Origin of the sequence: Halomonas sp. MES3-P3E, from assembly GCF_002836035.1 — a bacterium.
GTDB lineage: Bacteria > Pseudomonadota > Gammaproteobacteria > Pseudomonadales > Halomonadaceae > Vreelandella > Vreelandella arctica.
The window spans coordinates 151,377-170,423 of record NZ_PJBT01000192.1; the positions used below are offsets into that span (position 1 = coordinate 151,377).

The following is a 19,047-nucleotide window of genomic DNA, read 5'->3' on the forward strand; positions in this document are numbered from 1 at the left end:
GGCGGCGCTGTTAGACTTCAGCGCTCTTTTCAGGAAGGCAAGGAGACCCATGGAACTGCTTCGTTTAGTATTTCGTCACTACCGCTGGCCTTTTTTGGGCGCCATTGCGCTGAGCCTATTGAGCGCTGGCTTAGGGGTCGGGGTGATTGCCTTCATCAATCAGCGCTTAATTGAGGTCGGCAGTTTGGCGGCGTTGCCGCAGTTTTTAGGCTTGTTAGCGGTATTGCTGGCGGTGACGCTGGGTACGCAGTTGGCGCTTACTTTGCTGGGTCATCACTTTGTATTCGATCTACGCTCCCGCCTAGTGAAGCGAATTCTAGATACTGATATTGAGCGTTTGGAGCAGTTGGGTAACTCCACCTTGCTGGCCAGCCTTTCCAGCGATGTGCGCAACATCACCATTGGTTTTGTGCGCCTGCCGGAACTGATTCAAGGCGTCGTGCTGACGCTGGCTTCGGTCGCCTATTTGGCGTGGCTCTCGCCCCAAATGGTGGTCATCACCGTGCTATGGATCACTTTCACGATGGGGGTGGGCTGGTGGCTGGTCTCCAAAGTGTATCGCCACTTTCATCTAGTGCGGGAGAGCGAGGATCGCCTTTACAAGGATTATCAATCGGCGATTGAAGGGCGCAAGGAATTGGCGCTCAACCGCGACCGCGCCCGGCGCTTTTTTGACGAGCGTTACACTCTCAATGCCCAGGACTACCGTTACCACATCATCCGTGCCGATACCTACCACCTCAGTGCCAATAACTGGTCCAACATCATGATGTTGGGCGCAATCGGCGTGGTGTTTTTTCTCTCTAATGGGCTGGGCTGGGCCAATACCACGGTGGCTTCCACCTTTGCACTGACACTTTTGTTTCTGCGCACGCCGCTGATTCAGGCGGTGGGCGCTTGGCCAACACTGATTAGTGCCCAGGTCGCCTTTGATAAGCTGAGCAGTCTGGAGCTAGCCGAATACCAGCCAGGTTTTGCAGTGGACGATACGCTGACTGATTGGCAGCGTCTGGAGCTGGAGGAAGTCACTTATCACTACCCGAACACTGCCCAGGGCGAGGGCTTTCAGGTGGGGCCACTCAATATGACCCTAGAGCGTGGTGAACAGGTGTTTTTGATCGGCGGCAACGGCAGTGGTAAGTCGACTCTGGCAAGGCTGCTCTCGGGGTTATACCGTCCCCAAAGTGGCACTATTAAAATTGATGGGCAGGTGGTCACTGCTGCTCAATGGGAGGCTTTCCGTGCCCGTTTTGCCAGCGTGTTTACCGATTTCCATCAGTTTGATCAAGCAATGGGCCCTGAAGGGCTACCTGCTGACCCAGAGGTCGTTGATACCTGGCTTGAGCGACTGCAGATGCAGCACAAATTGCAGTGGGAGGGGGATCGCGTTATTAGCACTCAGCTCTCCCAAGGGCAGCGTAAACGCCTAGCGCTTTTGCTGGCAATTGCCGAAAAGCGTGACATCTTGCTGCTCGACGAGTGGGCGGCGGATCAAGACCCCCAGTTCCGGCGTCTGTTCTACCGCGAGCTGTTACCGCACTTAAAAGCAATGGGTAAAACCGTGTTTGCCATTAGCCATGACGACAGCTACTTCGCCCACGCTGATCGGTTGCTGGAGATGTCGAAGGGGCAGCTTAGCGAGCTGAAAGGCGAGCAGCGTGCGCGGGCAAGCGAAGATGCAGTTGCGCAAATTAATATCTAACCAGCGTTAAAAATAGCTAACGTTTTAACGGGCGACCTGCCTGGCGCGCTTACGCGCTTCCAGGTCGCAGCCCTCTAGCGGGCAGGTGCCGCAGGTATCAAACTCATCCAGTAAATAGCGCAGGCAGCAGAGCTTGCGCACCCGCTTAACTTCCTCACTACCCTTGGGCGTAAAGTAACGCACCGGCTGAAACAACGGGTTGCGCTTGCCGTTGGGCAGGTTGCGCGCTTCCAGCAACGCCTTGGCGGCCTCAAACGCCTGCCGATTAGCAAGCGGATGCTCGCCTAGTGCGTTGACGTAGAAGTCCAGATAGCCACCGGCATTGCTCCAGAACACCCGCTGTGCAGCGCCGGAGATAGCTGCTAATTGCTCAATCAACGGTGCCCAGTGCTGCTCAATCAGGGTAGCAAAACGCTCAAACGGATCTTGAGTGGATATTGGCGTGCCTTCGTGGGGCAACCACAGCTGAGAGGTGGCGCCCTTATCGTTAAAGATAACCTGCATGTCGTCCAGCCCCACCGGCAGGTCACGGTTAAGCAGCAGGTTGGCTGTGAGTGTGGGAACGGTTAGTGCGCTTAAGTGCCATTTCGACCAGATCGATACCACTGCCCGCTTGTCTCCGCCTGGGTACTGTTCAGCGAAGCGGGAGAGATCCTCTTTGAGCCAATCGGCATCCCGCCAACGAGCTGTTTTGAACGCTTCCAGCGGTGGCGTTCCACCTATTAACGGCGGCGTAAAGTTCGCCAACGGCCCGGTGTAGCAGGCGGCCAATGAAGGCTCGAACAGTTGCGGCTGACGCAGAGCAGAGGGCATCGCGAGGCTCCATCACAGGGATTTAGCGCAGGGTTTTGACACAGCACACAGGGGAAATACGGTATCCAGCTTAATCGATAATGCGTATCAGTTGAAGCGTTTGCTTGCGAATGAGTGCTTTTAAAAGCCTTTGGCCTCGGAGAATAACGTTATTGTGCCACGGCGATATTGTGCTCTCCGTTGGGATGCTTCATGACCTGCATCGGTAGGCCATAAATCGCCTCTAAGGTGCTGCAGCTCATCAAATCACCCGGGCTGCCATGGGCCAGTAAGCGACCGCTGTGCAGTGCCATCAGTTCGTCACAGTAGCGCGAAGCCATGTTGATATCGTGCAGTACAATAATCACCCCAAGGTTTAGCTCATCGCACAGCTTGCGGATTAGCGCCAGTACTTCGATTTGGTGGGCGATATCCAGCGCCGCTAGCGGCTCGTCCAGCAGCAGGAATCGGCTGCCCTGGGCGAGTAGCATCGCCAGCCATACCCGCTGGCGTTCCCCTCCGGAGAGCGTATCCACTAGGCGGTCTGCAAATGCTTCGGTGTGCGTGAGGGCAATAGCGCGCTCTACGGCGTCTTTATCTTTTTGCGTATGACGCCCCAAGAGCCCATGCCAAGGATAGCGGCCGAAGCCCACCAGCTCACGCCCGGTCAAGTTTTCGGCACTCGGCAAATGCTGTGGCAAATACGCTACTTGGCGTGCGAACTCGCGGTTTCCCCACTCATTGAGCGGGCGTTGGTCAAAGTGGATATTGCCCTGGGAGGTAGGCTGCTGCTGGGCCATTAGCTTAATTAACGTCGATTTTCCCGAGCCGTTATGGCCAATCAGACCGTATACCTTGCCCTCATGAAAGGTGTGTTCAATGGGCGCTAAAAGCGGCTTGCCATTGATTTCAAAGGTGGCGCCTTTGACCTCGAACATGAATGACTCCTGGCGGAAGGGTAAAGAGTAGTAGGTACATTCTAGTGCTAATAGTTCTCATTTGTAACCTGGTGGCAATAATAAAATGTCTATCAACCTCGGCTCCTTTAACCCATCAAACGCGCCCATATTGAATCCCTGAGCCATAAGCGACGAACCAGGGCAATAACGATATGGCCGATGATGAGTCCAAAGAGCAGCCAGGAGAGTGGACTATGCAGCACGCCGGCAGGAGCCATCATCCAGGTGATGTTACGCTCTGCTTCGGGCAGTAAATCAAGGCCGTAGAATTGGAGTGCTCCACCACGGCCGTACTGGCGCAATAGACCAAAAGCGGGCAGCCACAGCAGCAGTCCATAAAAGGTGATATGGACGATACGTGCCATTTGACCACTAATTCCCGGTGGAGCCAGTGGGCGATGCTGACGATTACTCAATGCCCAGCCAAGGCGGGCCAGGGTCACGAGTAAGATTAGCAAGCCCAGGGAACCGTGCGGGCCAATGCTTGATAGGAAGACTGTGAGTGAGTTTTCGCCCATGGCTCGCCAAGCCAGTACGACGATAAATTGAAATAAAACCAGCGCCGCCGTAAGCCAGTGTAAAGCCCGACTAATACGCCCAAAGTGATGCGGGCTGTCTCGCCAGCCAAGAGGCGTGTGAGCGGGCTTGCTTGTGTGGCTACTGTTTAGCGCCGTGTTGTTTGCTGTTCCCTTAACCATTGGCCTTGCCCAGGCGCCAGTAGCCCATGCTGGTAACGTACTGTTTTGGTAGCCCGCACTCGTTAATCAAATAGCGGCGCAGCTGCATGGCGACCTTGGTTTCAGCGGCGATCCAGGCGTAGAAGGGTGCGCTGTCATCCAGGGTGGCGGGTTCCCAGAGTGGTCCCTCCTCATCGTCGCTTTTGTCCTGGGGAGTGGGTGACGTAGGTGTGCCGCCTAGCGCTTGAATTTCTTTTTGTAAATCGATATCACGCAGCGCTCGCATTAGCAGTTCACCGTGTTGGCAGCCCGGTTCAGCGTCGCGGGCCAGCCAGCGCAGCTTGGCGGCCTGGGGCAGCGGCTGAACGTCGTCGCCACGAGGCACTTCGAACAGCGCTTCGACTTTGGGTTTGAGCGGCAAATCATCAAGGGTTTCCAGAATGCCGGCAGCAGCGGGTAGGGCGGTTTCATCGGCGATGATCAGAATACGGCGTACGCCTTGGGGCGGCTTCCACTCGTAGCCTAGCTTTGGGCCATCCGCATTGGCGGTAGGAGCTGTCATGGCCAAGCGGTCGCCGGGGCGGGCATGCATTGCCCAGCGTGATGCGGGCCCCGTGTCACCGTGGAGCACGAACTCCACGTCCACCTCGGCTTTTTCCGGGCGCAGAGCGCGGATAGTGTAAGTGCGCGCGGAAGGTCGCTTGGCATCCGGCAGGGCACGGTAGGCGCTATACCAGTCGTGCTCATCCAGTTTGGCGATTTCAAATAAAGGGTCGAGAGTACCGTCTCCTTCCGGGAAGAACAGTTTGACGCGCTGATCCGGTGCGTAAGTGGTCATCTGGCTAACGGCGGGGCCGCTGAACGTAAATCGAACTAATGAGGCGCTGACTTGGGTGCGCCGGGCGAGGGTGATATCGAATAGCTGGTAGCTCGGTTTGGCTGCCATAGAATTGCCTCCCTTGATAAAGGTGTCAATTGTAGTGCTAATCGTTATCATTTAGAATCGATAGTTATTATTCAGTGACTGACTTCCAAACACGATTAAGGCTAACCAATGATGCTGCTGCCTACCGCCGTCCCTTCGGAAAGTGCCTCGTTTATGAAAGGGGATTGCTCGCTATGTTAGGCGCTGCTCAATTCGCCCAGCGAATGGGAGGGATGTCGCCAGCGAAAGCCTGCCTGTTGCTTAGCCTGCCGATGGTGGTGCTGTTTTGGCTGGGGCTGCAGGGCCAAGGCGGTTTTGCGCTGGGACTACAGGCCCTTGTAGCGCCCTCTTTTGAGAACGTTGACGAGCTGCTGCTTTATTACGCTTGGTGGCCGCGCCTCTCGATTGCTTTGCTCGCTGGCGGCGGCTTGGGGCTGGCCGGGGTGCTGATGCAGCAGGTGCTGCGCAATCCGCTGGCCTCGCCCACCACACTCGGGGTGGCCTCGGGCGCGAACTTGGCGCTGATGACGGCCACCCTGCTGGCACCGGGGCTGCTGGTTGCCGGGCGCGAATGGGTAGCGTTGTTGGGCGGTGCGCTGGCGGTAGGGCTAGTGTTCCTGCTTTCGTGGCGTCGCGGGCTGGCGCCCATCGTGGTGGTGTTGGCAGGCCTGGTGGTGAATCTCTATTTAGGAGCGCTCTCCACAGCGCTCCTGCTGTTCAACCACGAAGCGCTCTCGGGGCTGTTGATTTGGGGCGCTGGTTCGCTAGCGCAAAATGGTTGGGACGGCGTTGCGATACTTTGGCCCCGGCTGGCCATTAGCTGCGTAGCGGCATGGTTTTTATTGCGTCCGCTGGCCGTGTTGGAGCTGGATGATGCAAGCGCCAAGAGTCTGGGGGTTTCGCTTGCCTATCTTCGCTTTGCGGGCATGGGGCTGGCGGTGTTTATTACCGGCAGCATTGTTAGCGTGGTAGGCATCATTGGCTTTATTGGCTTGGCCGCACCCAATATTGTACGCATGGCGGGCGCGCGCCGGTTAGGGCCACGGCTACTCTGGTCGACCCTTTTGGGGGCTGTACTATTAGCCACGACGGATCTTTTGCTTCAGCAGTTTTCGGGCATGGCGGCTGCCTTTATTCCTACCGGGGCGATTACCGGTGCGCTAGGGGCGCCACTATTAATGTGGCTGATTCCGCGCTTAAAACTGCAGGGCGATCGGCCGCCAAAAAGCGCGGGAGTATTCACGCATCGCCACCCTGCACCCTCGCGGTTAGCTGCTGGGTTACTGCTCGCGCTGCTCGCCGCAACAGTGCTTGGCCTGTTATTTGGTCAGGGGGTAGACGGTTGGTATTGGCTTGCGCCTAATAACTGGGGCGTGATGCAGTGGCGCCTGCCCCGCGTAATGGCAGCCGCGGCCAGCGGCTTGATGCTGGCCATTGCAGGTACGATTCTCCAACGCCTTTCTGCCAACCCTATGGCCAGCCCTGAAGTGTTGGGTATCAGCGGTGGCTGTGCCATTGCGCTGATTTTGGGAATTTTCCTGCTGCCTGCGCCCACCAATATGATGCTGATTGGCGTAGGCACGCTAGGGGCGTTTGCAACGCTATTGGTACTGGTTGGAATCAACCGCAAAAGTGGTTTTCTCCCTGAACGCTTACTGCTCACCGGGGTAGCGATCAGTGCGCTGTTTGATGCGGTTCGCAGCGTAATGCTGGCAGGTGGCGATCCTCGTGGCCAGCAGGTGATTGCTTGGCTGGCGGGATCCACCTACTACGTGGATATCACCAATGCGGTGGTGGTAGGGGGCATTGCCGCCGCGCTGGCGCTGATCACGCTACCCTTCACCCGCTGGCTGGATATCTTGCCCTTAGGCGCGCCGACGGCCAAGGCGCTTGGGGTAACCCTCAACCGCGCTCGTTTGGTGTTGCTGCTACTGGTGGCCTTGCTAACCGCCTGCGCTACCCTGGTGGTAGGGCCGCTTTCGTTTATTGGCCTACTGGCGCCGCATATGGCGCGGTTGGTGGGTTTCTCCAGAGCTAAGCAGCATCTGCTAGGAGCGGCATTGATCGGCATGCTGCTAATGGTGCTGGCGGATTGGGTAGGGCGTCAGATTATCTTCCCTTACGAGATACCGGCAGGCTTGGTCGCTTCACTGATTGGCGGTGCCTACTTTATGTGGGGGCTGCGGCGGCTTTAATTCGCTAAAAGCATCCCTTTATAAGTAAAACTGATGCCCCATTAGCAGGATGATTATTAGTTATCCAGCTTGCTCGTTATCTTAGTGCCACGTTTGTTTAACACGATACTTATTCTGGCACTGGGAGCTAGGCAATGTGGGAAAGCTACTTCACCGGGCTGCTGGTATGCGGCGGCATCATCATGGCGATTGGGGCGCAGAACGCTTATATCTTAGGGTTGGCTATTCGCCGCGAGTATCACTGGTGGTCGGCGGGGCTGTGCATGAGTGCGGATATTATCCTGCTCACGGCGGGTATGTTTGGGGTGAGCGCCTTTCTGCTGACGATGCCCAGTGCGCTGGAGGCAATGCGCTGGGTGGGCGTGGTGTTTTTAAGCTGGTTGGCGGCGCAGGCGTTATTTAGAGCCGTCAGTGGACGGCAAGGGTTGAGAGCCGAAGCGGGCAAAGCGCCTAGCTTAACGAAAGTGATTTTCGCAACCCTTGCCGTCACCGTGCTCAACCCTCAGGTCTACCTGGATACGCTGCTGTTGATACCCGCCATCGGCGCTCAGCAGGAGAGCGCCGGTGTTTTTGTGGCAGGGGCATCTACCGCTTCCATCCTCTGGTTTAGTCTGCTGGCCTGGGGTGGCGCCGCACTTTCGCCTTGGCTGTCAAAGCCTATCGCTTGGCGCATCATCGATGGTCTGATTGGGTTAATGATGGCAGGCATCGCCGTTCATCTTGCCCTGGGAGCAACTTCTCTTAGCTAAACCGCTTAGTGAGCAAGTTAGTTAGCATTTAGTGACGGCTGAAATAGGCCTCCATCACCGCTACTACTTTATCAATATCGGCATCATTGATATCGCGATGGACCACAAAACGGGTGGCGTACAGTAACTCAATTAATATGCCATGCTCTTTTAGCCAGGCGGATAGTGGCTGGACATGGGCGTCGGGAATTTGTGCAAATACCATATTGGTGGCTTGCGAGGTGATCTCTACCCCTGGCAGTTTCTCCAACCCTTCCGCCAATCGAGCGGCACGGCGGTGATCTTCGCTGAGATCGGTAACGTGGTGATCCAGGGCGTATTGACAGGCCGCAGCGATAATGCCCACTTGTCGCATACCACCGCCTACCATTTTGCGTAAACGGCGAGCCTTATCAATCAGCGTTTGAGAACCCACCAACGCCGATCCCATCGGAGTCCCCAGGCCTTTTGAAAAACACAGGGAAACGCTATCGAATGGCAGGCACAGCTGCTTAAGCGATGTATCGGTTGCGATGGCGGCATTAAACAGACGTGCGCCGTCTAGGTGTGTTGCCAGCCCGCGTTCGCGAGCAAGATCGGTCGCTTTTAGCGCATAGTCGGCCGGGAGTACCTTGCCGCCAATGGTGTTTTCCAATGCTAATAGTTTACTGCGGGCAAAGTGAAAATCGTCGGCTTTAATCGCGGCGCTTATTTTTTCCAAAGGTAGCGAGCCATCAGCGGCATTCTCAATGGGCTGGGGTTGGATGCTCCCCAATACCGCAGCGCCACCACCTTCATAGCGATAAGTGTGGGCTGACTGCCCCACAATGTACTCATCACCGCGTTCACAGTGAGCCATTAGCGCCACTAGGTTGCTTTGTGTGCCGCTAGGAAATAGCAGCGCGGCTTCCTTACCTGCCTGCTCGGCCAGGTTGGCTTGAAACGCATTCACCGTTGGGTCATCGCCCCACACATCATCACCTACCGGCGCTGCCATCATGGCTTCCAGCATGGCGGGAGTGGGGCGGGTCACCGTATCACTGCGTAAATCAATCATGCAGATCTCCTTTTTTTTGTAAGGGCAACAACTTAGATTAAATTTTTTAAGCAAGTTTATAAGAACCATCTATGGTTAACAGCATACTGCAAGTCTCTCCAGCATAGGCAACCCGATGGATCTAAAAAGTGGCTACCCCTTTTGGGCTGTAAAAAACGGCCTGCTTAAAGCGTATCCCCCGCTTGCTCGCGATCACCAATGCGATATTGTCGTCATCGGTGGTGGTATTACGGGGGCGTTAATTGCGGACGAGTTAAGCCGCCATGGTCATTATGTCGTGGTGCTTGAACGGCGTGATATTGGCTGGGGCAGTTCCGCCGCCAGCACTGCTTTATTGCAATATGAAATTGATACCCATATGACGGAGCTCGCGAAGCTTTATGGAGAAGCGAATGCTGTGCTCGCTTACCGTGCCTGTGCTGAGGCGATTAGAGAGCTCGAAACGTTAGCGGCAGGGTTGGGGGATGTGGATTTTGCGCGTCAACAAAGCCTTTATTATGCCAGTGATGAAGGGGATGTTGCGTCACTCAAAGAAGAGCTAGCGCTGCGCCAAAAGCATGGTTTCGACGCCTCTTGGCTTGAGCGCGACACTATTTTAGCCGATTACGGTTTTGCAGCACCGGGCGCTATTCTTACCCAGTTGGCCGCCAGTATTGACCCCTACCGTATGGCTTATCAGCTGTTTGCCAGGGTGGTTGAGCGTGGTGGTGAGGTATATGACCGAACACAAATGGAGACGATGACGCCGGATGATCAGGGAGTCACGCTGACACTGACCAATGGCTCCAACCTGCGCTGCCAGCACGTGGTGTTGGCGACCGGCTATGAATCGCAAGCTTGGTTGCCGGAAAGCGTGGCGATCAACCGCAGTAGCTACGCGCTAATCACCGATCCCCTCTCACCCAAAGCACTGGGTAAATTACGCCATACCATGGTGTGGGAGTCTGCGCGGCCCTATCTCTATCTACGAACTACCTGCGATGGCCGCTTGCTTGTAGGGGGCGACGATGATGATGAAGATATCCCCCAGCGTCGCGACGCGCGGGTCGAAGAGAAAGCCCAGGGGCTGGCGAGCAAAGTAGAGGCGTTGTGGCCTAAGCTGGATATTAATCCAACGTTCTCGTGGGGCGGTACGTTTGCCGAAACCAAAGACGGATTGCCATTTTTTGGCCCCCATGAGGCCCATGGGCCCCGCGTACACTTCGCCATGGCATATGGTGGCAATGGCATTAGCTACAGCATGATCGGTGCAAAATTACTGCGCGCGCTGATCGAAGGAGAAGAGCATCCGCTGGCAGAGCTATTTTCATTCAAGCGGATAGCTACAACCACCTGACCATCAAAAACCACCTAATCATCACAAAACACCTAATCATCACAAAACACCTAAGCACTTAAAACAGAGTTCACAGCGCCCTTAAAATTTAGCAGCGAGCCAAGGAGAAACGGGTATTCTTATGGGATACCCACCAGAGTAGAGGACAATGAGCCACACACTATTTTTAAGGGCACTGGAGCGCAATGATTTGCGCTTTGTCCACGAGCTCAATAATAACCAGAGCATCATGTCGTACTGGTTTGAGGAACCTTACGAGTCATTTGATGAGTTGGAAGAGCTATATAACAAGCACATTCATGACAATGCCGAACGGCGCTTTGTCGCGGAAAATAGCCATGGTAACGCGATTGGTTTGGTGGAGCTGATTGAGATCGACTACATCCACCGCAGCGCTGAATTTCAAATCATCATTGCTCCCGATCATCAGGGCAAAGGGTTTGCTCGTTCGTTGATTCACCAAGCGTTGCACTACTCGTTCACGATCTTAAACCTGCACAAGGTGTATCTCATTGTGGCGGTGGAAAACGTCAAAGCGATCCATCTTTACGAGGAGAGCGGTTTTATTGAGGAAGGGCACCTAGTGCAGGAGTTCTTTATCAATGGCAAATATAGGGATGTGAAGCGTATGTATATCCTGCAGGACGCCTACCTCGGCCAGATAAGTGCCTGATCTTAAGTTTTCGTGTAACGTTGGAGTCTGATATCTCTAACGGATGGAACCATGTTAAGGCGTTTCGTTGCTCCCCTTACTGACTCTGAACAGCAGACGCTGTCCTCCGCCTATCACCACGGTGAGAAGCGTGCTCTACGACGCCGTGCACATGCCATCCTACTGAGCAATCAAGGCCATACGATCAACCAAATTAGCCAGATACTGGAGGTCCGCCGCGACGCCGTATCACGATGGCTCAAACAATGGGAAGCGTCAGGCCTCGATGGATTGATCGACAAGCCCCGCAGTGGTCGCACGCCCGTCTTGGACGAGAGCGATCATCAGCGACTGCAGGAGCTCGTCGCCGAACAGCCTCACCAGATTCGATCCTTGCAGGCCCGTTTTGAAGAAGAGACGGGCAAGACCGTCAGCACGGTGACCCTTCGCCGAGCGTTGAAAAAAAAATGACTTCAGCTTCAAACGTATCCGGCACTCACTCAAAGCATTGCGTGACGAGACGGATTTCCGAAACACCCAAGGCCTCCTCAAGGCACTCCATCAGCAGGAGGACCAGGGTGAGCACGAGCTCTATTACTTTGATGAATCGGGTTTTTCACAATCGTCGTCGGTACCCTATGCGTGGAGTCCCATCGGGCAACCCTGCGAGGTGACCGCCTACTCACACAGCCGAAGGCTGAACGTATTGGGGTTCCTCAGCCGTGCTGGGAAACTGATCTACCACACCACTACCGGGTCAGTGACCACCGAGACGGTCATCGAAGCGTTTGACCAGTTTGTAGCACAGAAAAAAACCGATACCTTCGCTGTTGTGGTGCTCGACAACGCCAGCATGCATCGCTCGCAGGCCTTCAGGCGGAAAATAGTCGAGTGGATGTCGCACCGTGTGCATCTGGTTTACTTATCGGCCTACTCGCCGGAGCTGAATCTGATTGAGATACTGTGGCGTCAGATGAAGTACGCATGGCTGCCGTTGAGTGCTTACCTTTCGTTTGATCACCTCTGTGAAGAGGTACACCGGCTATTGGGTAGCTATGAAGCTGATCACGCGATTAATTTTGAATAAGCACTTAGATAGCGTCGATGCGCCAGAATCTAACTGGCTGTAAGCGTTACAGCAAAACGCCCTAATAAAACTACACAATAAAACGCCTCGCGGAGACGAGGCGTATGAATAGTGTTAACTACTTATCCCTTTAGCCTAAGTAGGCCTTGATCGCGTCAAAGGCCGCGCGCTGTTGTCGTGCGCGGTGTGCCCATACTTCCATAATATCGGCATCCCTTGTCTGTCCTTGATTCACTGAGTGTTGCATAGCGTCCACTCCTTTTTCAGAGGTTAAGTGAAAGGCCTTATTCATAGCCTTTTTTGTACACAAATTAATTTGTGCGAAGCAGCATTTTAGTTCTGGGTAGGATAATAAGGGCTTTTGCGAGCTTCGGGTAGTCCAAATGATGTAGGTAATTTGCCATTTTGTGTAAGCATATGCTTACAATTAGCCTACTGACACCTCTATCCATTTGAATGAAAAAGTTTTTCATAGTCATAAAAAAGCCGGGAATTAACCCGGCTTCGGTGATTATCTTTTAGTCTTAAAGAGTCAAAAGCACCTGAATTAACCTAAATAGGCTTTCAGCGCCTCGGCTGCGGCACGATGCCACTGGGCATTCAAGCTCCAAAACTCCAGAACTTCATTATCGCGTGCATGGGAGGGTATGAGAAACGTCATAATATGGTCCTCCTAATGGGACTACATATGAAGTATAGCCTCTTTATGCTGCGATGCAGCATAAAAGGTTGTTATAAAACCTCTGGGTAAAGGGGAACAGGCTTAAAATAAAATATGTTATTGTTAATAAAAGACTAAAAATAACGATAGTATCTTCTAATGACTTATCTCTCTTCCGCCTCGGTTGTACACCATGACAGCATGATAGATGCCACAGAGGGGCGACTATTAACACGTGTCTGGCAACCAGCCAGTGCCGCGTCCCTTGAACAAAGCCCTATCGTACTGCTGCACGACTCACTAGGTTGCGTTGAGCTATGGCGTAGCTTTCCTGCGGCGCTGTGTGCAGCCACCCAGCGCACCGTAGTCGCCTATGATCGCCTTGGTTTCGGCCGTTCTGATGCCCGCCACGACACGTTGCCATTGAGTTTTATCGATGATGAACCGGCTCAAGATTTCTCTGTCCTTCGTGATGCATTGGATATTAAGCGCTTTATTGCCATTGGGCATAGCGTAGGCGGTTGTATGGCTGTTCACTGCGCGGGGGTATATGCCGATGAGTGCGATGGTTTGATTACCATCTCTGCCCAGGCATTTAACGAAGCACGAACGCGAAACGGTATTGTGGAAGCCAAAGGGGTATTTCAGGCGCCAGAACAGCTTGCCAAGCTGGAAAAATATCATGGTGATAAAGCCCATTGGGTACTCAATGCCTGGACAGAAACCTGGTTAAATCCAGCGTTTGAAAACTGGTCATTAACGCCAGCATTGGCGCAGGTGACGTGTCCCAGCTTAGTTATTCATGGTGAGAAAGATGAGTATGGCTCGCACCGTCAGCCGGAGCGTATGGTTCGCTATATCAACGGCCCTGCACACTGTGAAATGCTGGCCAATATTCACCACGTCCCTCATCGTGAGTGTGAAGCCGATGTAGTGAGTCTGGTCAGCCGGTTTGTTGAATATCGTTCACGCTAGCTACCGTGATGAAAGCCACAAGGAGCCTTATGCGCCTGCGTATTTTGTCTGATCTACACTTGGAGTTTTTCGACGGCAACCGCGAACTGCCAGAAGTGGACGCCGACGTGGTGATTCTAGCTGGCGATATTCATCGCGAGAGCGAAGGGCTTGCCTGGGCGCGTCACCGGTTCCCGGACAGGCCCATTATTTATGTACCTGGCAACCATGAATTCTACGGAACATGCATGCCGCAGCTGCGTGAAGAGTTGGCGCGCGAAGCCGAGCGCCTCAATATCGAGCTTTTGGATAATCGCGCGGTAACCCTCGACGGCGTGCGCTTTTACGGCACAACACTGTGGACGGACTTCGCGCTCTATGCCAATGACCCGACCCAAAACCCTGCCCATACCGAGTCAAAAGCACTGCGTTATATGCCCGATTTTAAGATCGTCGAGGCATCTCCTGGTATAACGTTCACCCCGCTAGCGAGCCGCCAGCTACATGCTGAAGCGCTAGCATGGCTTGAAAGCCAACTGGCCCAACCGTTTGACGGCCCCAAGGTGGTGATCAGCCATCATGCACCGCTGCATGAGTGTATTCCTGGCCAATACCTAGGCGACGCGTTATCCCCCGCGTTTGCCTCCAACCTACCGCACCTAATGGGCAAGATGAATATGTGGGTGCATGGGCATGTTCATGAACCAATAGATATTTTGCGCAACGGTACGCGTGTTATCGCTAACCCCGGTGGTTATCCCTATGAGTTCACTCCTGAGTTGTTTAAGCCAGATTTTGTGATTGATGTATGAAAAATTTTTTATTTCATTGGGTTGTGATTATCTGATGGCTATTTTGGCACCCAGAAAAGCTGCTAAGTACCTATAAAAAAGTAATCCGGTATTCGCTGCCGTAACATGAAGATCGTCAGCGGCTTGAAGCGCAGCACGCAGCGTTGAACACGCTAAGCGGCCTGCGGGCCGCTTTTTTATGCATGTTTTTTGGGGCTGGTACAAAAACTGGCTAGAATCGGTGTGTGGCGTCGTGTTTTCGGCGGCCATTTCAACACATTGGGCTAGGGTACTTCCTGGATTTTCTGGGATCCCGGGTGTGAACAAACGCTAACTGGAGAGCATTCCCATGGAGACCCTCGAATTACTCATTGCCCCGCTGCGCGATGGTCTCTATACCATCATGATGCCTGTCAGTAACTTTATCTGGAGCTACATTCTTGTCTATCTACTGCTAGGCGCTGGCCTGCTGTTTACCATCATGACCAAAGGTATGCAGTTTCGTTTGTTTAGGCACATGGCGTATGTGACATTCACTGCCCGCGGAGCTGGGGATGGTATCAGTGGCTTTCAGGCCTTTGCGACGTCGATGGCGGCGCGGGTCGGTACCGGTAATCTAGCCGGTGTGGCTCTGGCGCTCTGGATTGGCGGGCCGGGGGCGATTTTCTGGATGTGGGTGACCGCGCTGCTGGGTTTTGCCACCGCGTTTATCGAGTCGACCTTGGCCCAGGTCTATAAGCATCGCAACGAGGATGGCGTATTCCGCGGTGGGCCAGCTTACTATATCGAACGCTGCCTGGGGTGGCGCTGGTTAGGCGCGCTGTTCGCAGTGTTTCTGATTATTGCGTATGGCTTGGCGTTTAATGCGGCGCAATCCAATACCATCGCGCAAGGGATGAATGGCGCTTTTGGCATTCCCAATTGGCTGACGGGCGTAGTGATTGCCATCTTGGCAGGCTTTGTCATTTATGGCGGCCTCAAGTCGGTAGCGCGTACCGCTGAGAAAATTGTGCCAGCAATGGCGATTGCTTATCTGCTCGTGGCGCTATGGATACTGTTCACTAACCTTTCTGCCGTGCCCGACATGCTCTCGCTGATTGTGATGAGTGCTTTTGGGTTGGGCCCAGCGGTGGGTGGCGCGGCTGGCTATGCGATCAAAGCGGCAATGGAAAACGGTGTCAAGCGTGGCCTGTTTTCTAATGAAGCGGGCATGGGTTCCACCCCAAATGCGGCGGCCCAGGCGACCGTCAAGCACCCGGCGGCCCAAGGCTTAGTACAATCTTTCGGTGTATTCGTCGATACCATCGTGATTTGTAGCTGCACAGCAGTAGTGATTTTGCTTTCAGGCGTTTATGAGCGGCTGATGTCGGAGTCGCCGGGCGATAGTATTGAAGGTATTCAACTGACCCAGGATGCCATGGTGGATCATCTAGGCGGGTTTGGTGAGATATTCATCGCGCTGGCGATTCTGTTTTTTGCCTTTACCTCAATCTTGGCCAACTTCTCGTTCTCAGCGGTGAATATCGAATTCCTGTTCCGCCGTCACGCCGCAAAAGCGGTGAGTGTGTTCAAGGTGATTGTGATCGTTATGGTGCTGCTCGGGTCGGTGGCTGAGCTGAGTGTCGTCTGGGACTTTGCCGATCTTGCGATGGGGCTGATGGCGACTACTAACCTGTTTGCGATACTAATCATGGGGCCAATCGCCGTAGCCGTGCTGAAAGACTATGAGCGCCAGCGCCGTGAAGGTATTAAAGAACCACTATTTGACCCTGCCATACTGAAACGCCCAGAGCTTGTGGATGCCGATGTATGGCCAGTGAAAGAGGTCAAGGAAGGGTAGGGTTCAACGGACTGTATCAATAAACGCCTTCGCCCTGGGATCCTGCATATAGGCAACGTTTAGCCGGAGCCAGGGGGTTGGTTGATGATCCGCAAAGAATAGATGTCCTGGTGACAGCATTACCTCGCACCGGTCAGCCAGCTCAGACAGCGCCTCTGGCGTGATGGCGGTCGGTGGCTTGGCCCACACAAACATCCCCCCTGTCGGTTCGGTATAAACCTCCCAGTTTGCCTTTTTGAGAATACCTAGCGCCAACGCCATTTGATTGGCGAGCTTGGTGCGCAGCCGCTCGGTCAGCTTTCGATAGCTGCCGTTCTGCAGCATGGTAGTGACCACTTGCTCCGCAAAGCGCGACGCAGAAATGCTGGTCAGCATCTTAATATCGACCAAGCGCTGCACCAGAGAGGGTGGGGAGGCGATAAAGCCTACCCGCAGCGAAGAGGAGAGGCTTTTTGAAAAGCTGCCAAGATAGAACACTCGATTCAAACCGTCCAAGGCCGCTAGGCGAGTCGTCGGTGCGTGCTGAAAATCCGCGTAGATATCGTCTTCGATAATCTGAAAATCGTGCTGCTCGGCGAGCTGCAGCACCCGGTGAGCCACCGCTGGGGTGAGGGTGCTGCCGGTGGGGTTATGAAACACGCTGTTAATATAAAAAAGCTTGGGTTGGTACTGCGCCAGTAACGTCTCCAGGCGCTCGATATCTGGTCCATCTGCCAATCGCGGTACGCCAATCACGCGGATGTGCTGCAGGTGCAGTAGGCCGAACAGGTTGTAATAACCCGGTGATTCCACGAACACCACATCGCCCGGTTCAAGCAGCATTCTGACCAATAGATCCAGCGAATGGCTGCCGCCGCCGGTCATCACGATCTGCTCGGCATTAGCGGTAATCGATAGGGGTCGCAGGCGTTCCTGGATCAAGCCGCGCAACTCCTCTGGCCCTTGGGGCGTGCTGTACTCGAAAATTCCCGAGCGGCTTTTACGCGCGACCTGGCGAATGGCATGGGTCAGATCATCGCCCTCGCGCCAGTGGCTTGGCAGCCAGCCGCAACCCAGCTTAAGCGTGTGCTCGTTGGCACTGAAAAGCCCCCACAGGCCATTGGTGACCTCTTCCAATCCGCTCGTAGCTTCTGGTTGTGACACCAGTCCTGCTGCGCTATCCGCCACATAAAAACCTGAACCGGGCCGGGAGCGCACCAAACCGGCAGCCACCAAGCGCTCATAGGCGTCAATCACCGCGTTACGGCTAATGTGATGGGTCGCTGCCAATCGGCGAATAGAGGGTAAACGGCGGCCACCACCGGCACCGTGCGCTGCAATCCAGGTGCGAATACCGGCTTCAATCTGCTGTGTAATGGGCGTGGGGGCGTCGCGGTTAACCTTAAGCTTCATAGCTGACCCTGTGGCTCACAACTGTTCTCGGAAAGGGCGGAACAGTGTCTTGAAAGTGGTGGTTAAGTGTACCTTACCGGTGATCGGCAAGCGTGGGAGCTTAGCGGTTCAAATACTGGCTTATTTAGGATAACGCTATGAATCGCGCTTTAAATCGAACCATCGCCCAAGGTAGCGCTGTTGGCCTGGCCTTTGCACTGTGCATGATTACCACGGCAGTCAATTTACAGGCGCCGCTCTACGATGCACTGGCGGTGCGCGATGGCTTGGGGGTAGGGGCAACCACGTTCGCCTTTGCTTGCTATGTGGCGGGTGTCTTGCCGGTACTGCTGGGCTTAAATGGCTTGGCAGATCGGGTGGGGCGCAAGCCAATGATCATTGCTGCACTACTGTTAAGCCTGATGGCGACGGCGATGATCTTGATAGCTCCCAACCTGGTGGCACTAGGGGTTGCCCGCTTTCTGTTGGGCATCAGCATGGGATTAACGTCGGCAGTGGCGCCTGCGTATATGCAACTGCTCGTGGATAGGGATGATAATCGCGTCGCCACCAACGTCGTGACGGCCAGCACCTCGCTTGGGTTTGGCCTGGGAGCAGCGGTCACCAGCCTGTTTCTCTTTCACACCCCCAGTGTGTCGCCGCCCAGCCTATGGATTTACCTAGTCGCCGCGGCGCTGGCGCTAGTGGTGGTCACTACATTGGAGGATAGCCCGCCGAGTGCCACCAAGCGTTCGCTACTGCGTCTGCCCAGCTACCCTCGGGGCGCTTTTGCCTTTGGATTGGCTATTTTGCTGGCCTGGGCGACGGTGGGGTTAGTGATTGCGATACTCCCTTCCGCCCTGCAGCGACACGGTTTATCCACCTGGAGCGGCTTCGCCACGTTCGGTATTTGCAGCTGCGGGGTGCTGTTTCAGCCTTGGGCAAGAAGGTTCACACCACGAAGCGCGACGCGACTGGGGCTGGCGATTTTACCGATGGCCTATGCGCTAATCGCCTGGGGAGCCGTTCAAGGCTACCTAGCAGCGGTGCTGCTGGGCACGGTGGCTGCCAGCAGCGCCTGCTATGGGTTTATCTACCTGGGTGGGTTGAGTGGCGTGTTGGCAGCGGCCGATGCGTCCGCGCCTCAGGCCAGCGCAGGCTATTTTTTGATGGCGTATGTTGGCTTCAGCCTCCCGGTGATCACGACCGGGGTGCTCATTGATGCAGTGGGGCATACCCTGGCGCTAACGCTGTTTGGTTTTGCGCTATTAGGCGGTGTGATCACGGCGTTCGCTATGCTGCGCAGAGCGCTCACGTGAT

16 protein-coding genes are annotated in these 19,047 nt (G+C 54.7%); 10 read left to right on the plus strand and 6 right to left on the minus strand.

The genetic code is table 11. The features are described 5' to 3' along the window. Positions 1–49: 49 nt before the first annotated feature. Entirely contained in the window at positions 50–1,702 is a 1,653-nt protein-coding gene (locus tag CXF87_RS20565; protein WP_101148011.1) for a multidrug ABC transporter permease/ATP-binding protein, read from the plus strand. Between the two features lie 24 nt (positions 1,703–1,726). Here CXF87_RS20565 and fhuF read toward each other — a convergent pair whose 3' ends face one another. From fhuF to CXF87_RS20585, 4 genes are all read right to left on the minus strand, one after another. After that, on the minus strand, positions 1,727–2,515 hold the full coding sequence (gene fhuF / locus CXF87_RS20570; protein ID WP_101148012.1) for a siderophore-iron reductase FhuF: 789 nt from the start codon (positions 2,513–2,515) through the stop codon (positions 1,727–1,729). Between the two features lie 149 nt (positions 2,516–2,664). Further along, positions 2,665–3,432 carry an ATP-binding cassette domain-containing protein gene (locus CXF87_RS20575; protein ID WP_101148013.1) on the minus strand — a complete coding sequence of 256 codons (768 nt, stop codon included), beginning with the start codon at positions 3,430–3,432 and terminating at the stop codon, positions 2,665–2,667. A 107-nt stretch (positions 3,433–3,539) separates the two neighbouring features. Beyond that, positions 3,540–4,151 (minus strand): cytochrome b, encoded by a 612-nt coding sequence (locus CXF87_RS20580; RefSeq protein WP_101148014.1) that lies wholly within the window; start codon positions 4,149–4,151, stop codon positions 3,540–3,542. Next, the gene (locus CXF87_RS20585) at positions 4,144–5,076 is read right to left on the minus strand and encodes a siderophore-interacting protein (protein WP_101148015.1); all 933 of its coding nucleotides are present in this window, start codon (positions 5,074–5,076) and stop codon (positions 4,144–4,146) included. The genes CXF87_RS20580 and CXF87_RS20585 overlap by 8 nt, the downstream gene beginning before the upstream one ends. 173 nt (positions 5,077–5,249) lie before the next feature. On the opposite strand from CXF87_RS20585, the gene fhuB reads away from it, so the two are divergent. Together fhuB and CXF87_RS20595 are read left to right on the plus strand one after the other, a co-directional pair. Continuing rightward, the gene (gene fhuB / locus CXF87_RS20590) at positions 5,250–7,250 is read left to right on the plus strand and encodes a Fe(3+)-hydroxamate ABC transporter permease FhuB (protein ID WP_101148016.1); all 2,001 of its coding nucleotides are present in this window, start codon (positions 5,250–5,252) and stop codon (positions 7,248–7,250) included. Positions 7,251–7,384: 134 nt separating this feature from the next. Continuing rightward, entirely contained in the window at positions 7,385–7,999 is a 615-nt protein-coding gene (locus CXF87_RS20595) for a LysE/ArgO family amino acid transporter (protein WP_101148017.1), read from the plus strand. Positions 8,000–8,027: 28 nt separating this feature from the next. Here CXF87_RS20595 and ltaE read toward each other — a convergent pair whose 3' ends face one another. Beyond that, positions 8,028–9,035, minus strand: a complete 1,008-nt coding sequence (gene ltaE / locus CXF87_RS20600) for a low-specificity L-threonine aldolase (protein WP_101148018.1) — start codon at positions 9,033–9,035, stop codon at positions 8,028–8,030. A 115-nt stretch (positions 9,036–9,150) separates the two neighbouring features. Between ltaE and CXF87_RS20605 the strand changes: the two genes are divergently transcribed. The 6 genes from CXF87_RS20605 to CXF87_RS20630 all read left to right on the plus strand — a co-directional run bounded on the left by CXF87_RS20605 (position 9,151) and on the right by CXF87_RS20630 (position 16,356). Further along, positions 9,151–10,371: an NAD(P)/FAD-dependent oxidoreductase gene (locus CXF87_RS20605; RefSeq protein WP_101148019.1), complete on the plus strand. Its 1,221-nt coding sequence runs from the start codon at positions 9,151–9,153 to the stop codon at positions 10,369–10,371. Positions 10,372–10,519: 148 nt separating this feature from the next. After that, a complete protein-coding gene (gene speG, locus CXF87_RS20610; RefSeq protein ID WP_101148020.1) occupies positions 10,520–11,044 on the plus strand; it encodes a spermidine N1-acetyltransferase in 525 nt (174 codons plus the stop codon). Between the two features lie 51 nt (positions 11,045–11,095). Continuing rightward, positions 11,096–12,110, plus strand: a protein-coding gene (locus CXF87_RS20615) for an IS630-like element ISHsp2 family transposase (RefSeq protein ID WP_076611625.1) whose coding sequence is annotated in 2 segments (ribosomal slippage) — positions 11,096–11,482 and positions 11,484–12,110 — 1,014 coding nt in all. Because the reading frame shifts where the segments join, the coding sequence is not laid out codon by codon here. Positions 12,111–12,930: 820 nt separating this feature from the next. Next, a complete protein-coding gene (locus tag CXF87_RS20620) occupies positions 12,931–13,746 on the plus strand; it encodes an alpha/beta fold hydrolase (RefSeq protein WP_101148021.1) in 816 nt (271 codons plus the stop codon). A gap of 29 nt (positions 13,747–13,775) precedes the next feature. After that, on the plus strand, positions 13,776–14,537 hold the full coding sequence (locus CXF87_RS20625; protein WP_101148022.1) for a metallophosphoesterase: 762 nt from the start codon (positions 13,776–13,778) through the stop codon (positions 14,535–14,537). Between the two features lie 328 nt (positions 14,538–14,865). Next, positions 14,866–16,356, plus strand: coding sequence for an alanine/glycine:cation symporter family protein (locus tag CXF87_RS20630; RefSeq protein ID WP_101148023.1), 1,491 nt, complete (start codon positions 14,866–14,868; stop codon positions 16,354–16,356). Positions 16,357–16,359: 3 nt separating this feature from the next. On the opposite strand, the gene CXF87_RS20635 is transcribed toward CXF87_RS20630, so the two are convergent. Next, positions 16,360–17,748 (minus strand): aminotransferase-like domain-containing protein, encoded by a 1,389-nt coding sequence (locus CXF87_RS20635; protein WP_101148024.1) that lies wholly within the window; start codon positions 17,746–17,748, stop codon positions 16,360–16,362. Between the two features lie 137 nt (positions 17,749–17,885). Here CXF87_RS20635 and CXF87_RS20640 point away from each other — a divergent pair, with 137 nt between their 5' ends. Then, the gene (locus CXF87_RS20640) at positions 17,886–19,046 is read left to right on the plus strand and encodes an MFS transporter (protein WP_101148025.1); all 1,161 of its coding nucleotides are present in this window, start codon (positions 17,886–17,888) and stop codon (positions 19,044–19,046) included. Position 19,047 lies beyond the last annotated feature (1 nt).